This is a genomic window from Bradyrhizobium sp. CFUWI (assembly GCF_056429085.1).
Genome location: NZ_JBWJZE010000013.1, coordinates 203,444 through 209,890 on the forward strand (window position 1 = coordinate 203,444; position 6,447 = coordinate 209,890).

Genomic DNA, 6,447 nt, shown 5'->3' on the forward strand with positions numbered 1-6,447 from the left:
CGATTTCCCGTGCGCTTGCGTTCACTTCTGTTCGTCGATGATAATCGGCGGGGAAGGCGGCCGAATCCTAGGGCCTCAAGTTGGCTTTAGCCACCTACCGAATCTTGTAGTAGCCCCTAAGCTAAACGCCTGGTGACGCAAAGATCTGCGAAGAACTCTGTCGTGACGCGCTACCATCTGAAAGCTAATTCCGATGGGCATCCGCCTATGTGGGTTGGCTACATGCACGTATCACCGAACTTAGACCGCCCGAAAACGGACTTGCAGCGCGATGCGCTGCTCGCGCCGGCGTTGATCCGCGTCACCTCTTCGAGGATCACGCCTCGGACGGGAAGGATGACCACACCGGCTTGGCGCGGGCGCTCGCTGTCGCACCTGTTCGCGATCGTGACTTCGCTCAAGCACAATCGGGTGGTGTTCCGCTCCCTGACCGAAAACTTGGACACCACGACACGCTCGGGCGAATTCCTGTTCCAGGTGCGGCGCGCACGCGCGGTATGAGCACCCTTTGATCCAGGAGCGTGTTGCAGTGCACGTTCGCGCTGCCATCTCGCCACACTCGCGAAGCACGTTGTCGTCGATCAAATACGCGGTCACGGAATCCGGCGCGGCGCACCCTCGCCCGCCTCAGCTTCGCTGATCGAACCCAACGTCCGCTAGCTGCCAGCGCCCGATTCAGACCGAGGGGGGACAGGCACTCTCGCTTAGGATACGCCTTGGCGTATTGGATCGCGGCGTCAACCTGACCGCGCGTCAGCGATGGGGCGATGGCGGCCACCATGTAGAGGGGAAATGTTGGTGCTTTAATGATGGTTTCATTGCGATCACCTCCGACCTGTACGCATCGGCGTAGTTCATCGAAACGATGAAAGACGATTTTGAGGTGGGCGTCGATCTTGTCTCGATCAAGGACCAGTTCGTGAGACGCGTCTCGGTGCGCGTCCAAGGAGAGCTGCCGGATCGCTTCACACAGGCGAGGCCGGGTGAAATCTCTAGAGGTCTATGAATGCCTGGCTCGGCCCAACGAGAACAGCTACGGAATCACCAACCCAACAGCAGCTCGACGGATTGAAGCGGCTGAGTGAAATCGTCAAGTCCCAGATAACTCCGAAATCGTCACGTCAAAAGAGGAAGCCACGGGAACGACTGAAACTGGCAGTTTTCTAGCCTGTTGACTTGGGTTTATCTCAACGGCTGCCAGCGGAGACCCTTTCATGTACATACCGCTCCACTTTCGAGACGACGACATCGAGAACATTCGAGCAACAATCCGCTGCGCCCGATTGGCCAATTTGGTCACAGCGACATCAGATGGGCCACTTGCGACGCCTCTTCCGCTCTTCCTCGATGAGAGCGAAGGCAAACACGGCGCGCTATACGGGCATTTGGCAAAAGGCAATCCGCAATGGCGCACGGCCCCGATCGGAGAAGCTCTGGCGATCTTTACTGGCGCAGAGGCTTACGTAACGCCATCCTGGTATCCCAGCAAGCGACAAGCTGAACAGGTGGTGCCGACATGGAATTACATCGCGGTCCACGCGCAGGGGCCGATTGAGTTCTTCGAGGATTCCACTCGCCTGCTTGAGATTGTGACGCGTCTGACGAATATCCATGAGGCGTCTCGTGCGACGCCCTGGGCGGTCAGCGATGCTCCCGCGGATTTCATCGCCGCCCAGTTGCGTGAAATCGTGGGCGTGCGCATCCCCATCACGAGGATCGAAGGCAAACGGAAGATGAGCCAAAACCGCCCCGTGCCTGATCGCATTGGTGTCGCCACCGGCCCTAGCGGCGAGCAAACTGTCACGGGACCAGGAAGTTGCATCGCTTATCTTGGCTCAGGACTGAGACGATAATGTTCATGACCCGCCAACAGCGCCGCTCGACAAAAGCGATCTTACATCTACAGCTTCACAGACTCCAGCGATCGGCTATCAATTACCCCGCGAAAATTCACGAACGGAACAGTCAGCTCCGGCTTGCCACACTGAGTAGACACTTGTCCGTATTCTGACAGAAGCACAATCTCGTGTCAGGTCCAGTACAACGCGTAGTAAGCGTTGAGACTTTCGAAAGCCCCTTCGGCTTTGTGGCTTTCCCGGCGCCGCCTGGGATGGCCATTGCTTAAAACAAATCGATCCAGAAACAGAGCCAGAAAAGCAGCTATACTCACTCCCAAAACTCCATCTCGCCCCGGAAGAACGGTCCGCCCGTTCAGGTCACTAACGCGCGCTGCCCCCCTGACAACTCTGTTCGGACATATCCACTACCATCACCCCAGACATGTAGAACAGCAAATACCTATTACCGCACGATGACGTGCCCCAGGTTTACGCATGAAATCCGCCATTGAATTCGCCTGGAATGGCACATTACTCGATGAGGCAAATGCGGTGTTGCAAACCGTCAATGCTATTTTGAGCGGCCTCAGCCGCGCGACCATCGATATGCAGGTTTCGAGAGGAGTTTGAGCTCCCCTTCTCCATTCTTTCCGCAATTTGGATATGTCGAAAAAATGAAATCCTAGCTCGTGCACGGCAAGGAAGGCGCCATTTTTTCACGACACGTGCTTTTTTCCAAGCAGTTGAGTTATTACAAAAGCATAACTGAAGATGTTGGTGGCGCTCTACTGCTGTCCACTTCGACATTCGACATTCGAAGGGGTGAGCTCGGTGATCGAGTTCTTCGTCACGCGACCCAGCCACTGGCTCAGCTTGAGGACTCGCGCCAAATGCCACGATTCGTTCAGTGCCTATTATGGAGGACATGTTCGTCTTTCGCTTGGCACGATGCTTGCTGAAGATCATTTCGCTTCAAGGGGCGAGGAAGAACTGCGAGGGCCTGGAAAAGCAAGATGAGCACAAATGTGATCGGTGGCGTCGCGAGCACCGATGTTGTGAAACGTGCAGCGCGCATCGGTGCCGAAGTCAAAAATATCAAGCTATCGGGCGATTTACCGGACCACGCGATCGCCGCGATCAACAGCTTATTGCTCGAGCACAAGGTGATCTTCTTCCGCAATCAAGGACATCTCAATGACGCCGAGCAGGAGCGCTTTGCCGCTCGTCTCGGAAAGCTAGTGTCACATCCGATGCTCGGTGCTGCCAAGGGGACGACGTCGCTCCTCGAACTGGACTCCACTCGCGGCGGCGGTCGGGCCGACGTTTGGCATGCGGATGGAACCTTCGCCGACGCATATCCCAAGATTTTGGTCCTGCGAGCCGTTGTAATGCCAACGTTCGGAGGCGACACCGTGTGGTCGAACACAGCTGCCGCTTATCTTGGTTTGGCGCCGCCGCTACAACGGCTTGCCGAGGGCCTATGGGCCATTCACAGCAACGTCTTCGATTACGCCGGGATCGCGCGTGTCCGCGAGGTCGACAAGAAACACTTTGACGAGGTGTTCACCAAAAAGGTTTTTGAGACCGAGCATCCCGTCGTACGCGTCCATCCCGAAACAGGCGAGCGGGCGCTAGTGCTCGGCGCCTTGGTGAAGCAGTTTGTTGGGATCCCTAAATACGACGGACAAAAGGTGTTCGATCTGCTCCAGTCTCACATCACAGCGCCCGAAAATACTGTGCGCTGGAACTGGTTAGAGGGGGATATTGCGATATGGGACAACCGCGCAACGCAGCATTACGCGGTCAACGATTACGGGGACCAGCATCGCGTCGTACGTCGGGCCACGATCGAGGGTGACGTGCCTGTCAGCGTCGACGGCCGGAGGAGTGTAACGCGCCTGAAGGTGACCGAATAACTCCATGCCGATGCTCAGTGCTCTCGCGTCTGAAAACCGAGAAACCTGGGAATTGGAGTTGTTTCGGGCAAACGCGGAAAGACACTTTCCGACACGATATCTCAGCTCTTAAGACCAACTCATCTTGATTGACGCGCCGCTCTCATCCTGATTGTCGCGCTATAGCCAGCGGGCGTAGACGCCAGTCACTCCCTTGTCACTGTGGTTCAGAAGGGCCTTGTCGTAGTCGACTGATAGCCTTGTCGCCTCCACGATTGTTGCGGCCGTTCTCCGAAGATCATGGGGTGTGAAGCCACCAGCTTTTTGTCCTCCTCTTCACTGTCGTCCAAGAGGCGCCGGAGAGTCTGGCTCATGGAGTGACGCGCAAGCGTCTCAACGCTTTCAAAGCGGCTCGCAAACCACCGGCCTGTCTTTCGTGTCCTCGCCTTCAGGCTTGCTCGCCTCCAAGGCCGCTTCGATGAACCGTACCTGCAATCCGCGATAGCGGCACGGTATCTTCAGCTTTTTTGTTCTTCGTTCTGACTCCCGGAATGATCCAATGCGGCTTGTCCCCATCGAGGCCGTGAAGCTTGGAGCGCATCATGTTGCAAGCGCTCAATGAATAGGGCGACGACCGCACGCGATGCGTATCGGCGTCCAACTCGCGCAGCCGGTGCCGTAGACGCTGGACCGCATCAGCAGGCCGCTCGCCTTTCTTCAACACGTCGCCGGCTCGGTCGCCGGGCTAGGTTGGGACGATCTCTGGGTTCATTCAAATTTCCGAGGGGGACACCCGCCGCGGGCTCACAGCCACCGTGTTGGAAGCGGCAGGGTTTGCTGCGCTGAACGGCTTTACCGATAGTGCCGTAGCGCACAGCTATCGGCATCGCTTCCAAGTAAGCAGCACGCGAGCGGTACAGCGGTTCGTGGCGGAAACCTGCGGCCTCGTCGCCGCCGGCAATCCCCGTTTCTCCCCGACCGATCCCAGTTGCGGAATAGAAGAAACGCCATGCCAAGCCTGACTGACACCGCGATCCGACACGCGCTGCAGCGCGTCGAACTCAACCGGAAACAAGAAAACCTCGCAGATGGCGAAGGTCGCGGCACCGGCCGTCTCGTCCTCGTCCCTAAGCCGATGCCGAAGCGCGTGACCGCTCACTGGATGGCACAGCAATGGCGCGACGGCAGACGCACGAAAAAAAGCTCGGCACTTATCCGTCGATGTCGTTGGCTCAGGCGCGCGAGATCTTCAAGCGCGACTACGCCGATGTGATCCAGAAGGGCCGCAGCATCAAGATCGCAACCGACACTCGTCCCGGCACCGTCGCAGATCTGTTTGAGGGCTATGTTGCATCGCTTAAGGCCGCCGGCAAGCCGTCCTGGAAGAGACAGAGAAAGGCCTCAACAAGATCGCCGACACGCTCGAACGCTATCGACAGGCCCGTGAGATCGAGTCTGAGGAGATCGTCGAGCTTATCCGGCCGATCTACGAGCGTGGCGCTCGCTCGATGGCCGATCATGTGCGATGTTACATCCACGCGGCCTATAGTTGGGGGATGAAGTCCGACAACGATTATCGGAATACATCCCCGCGCCGCTTCCGTATCCCCTTCAATCCGGCCTCGGAAATTCCGACCGAACCCAAAATTCAGGGCACCCGCTGGCTCGACGAGGATGAGTTCGTGCAACTCTATCGCTGGCTGGAATGCCCCGATACGCCTTTTCATCCTTCCTATCCTCGAGCTGTGCAGCTCATCATGCTGACGGGTCAACGCGTCGAGGAGATAGCGCGCCTGCATGTCGATCAATGGGATGCGCCGGAGAAGATTATCTATTGGTCCAAGACCAAGAATCTTCAGCCGCACGCCGTTCCAGTGCCGTCGATCGCCGCCGAACTGATTGAGTCGATCAAGCCAAATAAGTACGGGTGGTTCTTTCCCTCAGCGAAGGACCCATCCAAGCCCGTGAGCCACGGCAATCTCTATAGCTTAGTTTGGCGTCAGCGGGGCCGCGGCGTGATCCCCTACGCAACAAATCGGGACCGCCGGCGAACCTTCAAGACCTTGGCGGGCAAGGCCGGTGTATCCAAGGAAGTTCGAGATCGTCTGCAAAATCATGCGCTCCATGACGTTAGCTCCAAGAACTATGATCGCTGGCATTACATGCCCGAAAAGCGCGCGGGAATGGCAAAGTGGAATAAGTTCGTGCGCTCCATGCTGGCGAAGAAGCGCTTGAAGGCAGCCGCATGAGGAAGCGACCTTCCAAATCCCTCTCAATCCGAAGAGGTGCCAAACCGACGACCGGAATTGATGCGCGAAGCTATTTGACGTTCATCAGCGACCTTAAACGGAAGATTGCGGAGGCGCGGCATCCTGCCGGTCTTTCGGTGAACCGTGAGCTGATCCTGCTCTATTGGAACATTGGACGCGATATCCTCGCGCGGCAGGACCGGGAGGAATTGGGTGCCAAGATCATAAATCGTCTAGCCGCCGACCTTGGCCGAGCCTTTCCCGAGATGACCGGGCTCTCGGCCCGAAACCTGACCAACAGGTTGTTGCACTTCATCCTCGCCTGGCTCAGAGAGCTCTGAGCTGGTCCCGCAAATCTGAACAGCGCGATAAGTGGAGTTTCTGCCTGACGGCGGGCAAGATTGACCCGCGAATCAGGAGAGACGATGAGCAGACGAGCACGGCGGAACCACACTCCGGCTTTCA

The 6,447-nt window shown here is 57.4% G+C and carries 5 protein-coding genes and 2 pseudogenes; 6 read left to right on the forward strand and 1 reads right to left on the reverse strand.

Annotated features, from left to right (window positions below):
* Window positions 1–336 precede the first annotated feature (336 nt).
* The 4 genes and pseudogenes from AC066S_RS26725 (at window position 337) to AC066S_RS26740 (ending at window position 3,754) form a co-directional block, all read left to right on the forward strand.
* Complete coding sequence (locus AC066S_RS26725) at window positions 337–501, forward strand: recombinase family protein (RefSeq protein ID WP_478271022.1); 165 nt, start codon at window positions 337–339, stop codon at window positions 499–501.
* A gap of 713 nt (window positions 502–1,214) precedes the next feature.
* Window positions 1,215–1,845: pseudogene (locus AC066S_RS26730) on the forward strand (FMN-binding negative transcriptional regulator).
* Between the two features lie 488 nt (window positions 1,846–2,333).
* Entirely contained in the window at window positions 2,334–2,468 is a 135-nt protein-coding gene (locus AC066S_RS26735) for a hypothetical protein (protein WP_283810202.1), read from the forward strand.
* Window positions 2,469–2,851: 383 nt separating this feature from the next.
* On the forward strand, window positions 2,852–3,754 hold the full coding sequence (locus AC066S_RS26740) for a TauD/TfdA dioxygenase family protein (RefSeq protein ID WP_126262135.1): 903 nt from the start codon (window positions 2,852–2,854) through the stop codon (window positions 3,752–3,754).
* 427 nt (window positions 3,755–4,181) lie between these two features.
* Here AC066S_RS26740 and AC066S_RS26745 read toward each other — a convergent pair whose 3' ends face one another.
* Window positions 4,182–4,457 (reverse strand): hypothetical protein, encoded by a 276-nt coding sequence (locus AC066S_RS26745; RefSeq protein ID WP_235884940.1) that lies wholly within the window; start codon window positions 4,455–4,457, stop codon window positions 4,182–4,184.
* A gap of 285 nt (window positions 4,458–4,742) precedes the next feature.
* On the opposite strand from AC066S_RS26745, the pseudogene AC066S_RS26750 reads away from it, so the two are divergent.
* Window positions 4,743–5,982 (forward strand): annotated as a pseudogene (locus tag AC066S_RS26750) (tyrosine-type recombinase/integrase).
* A gap of 74 nt (window positions 5,983–6,056) precedes the next feature.
* A complete protein-coding gene (locus AC066S_RS26755; RefSeq protein ID WP_478271023.1) occupies window positions 6,057–6,323 on the forward strand; it encodes a DUF1016 N-terminal domain-containing protein in 267 nt (88 codons plus the stop codon).
* Window positions 6,324–6,447 lie beyond the last annotated feature (124 nt).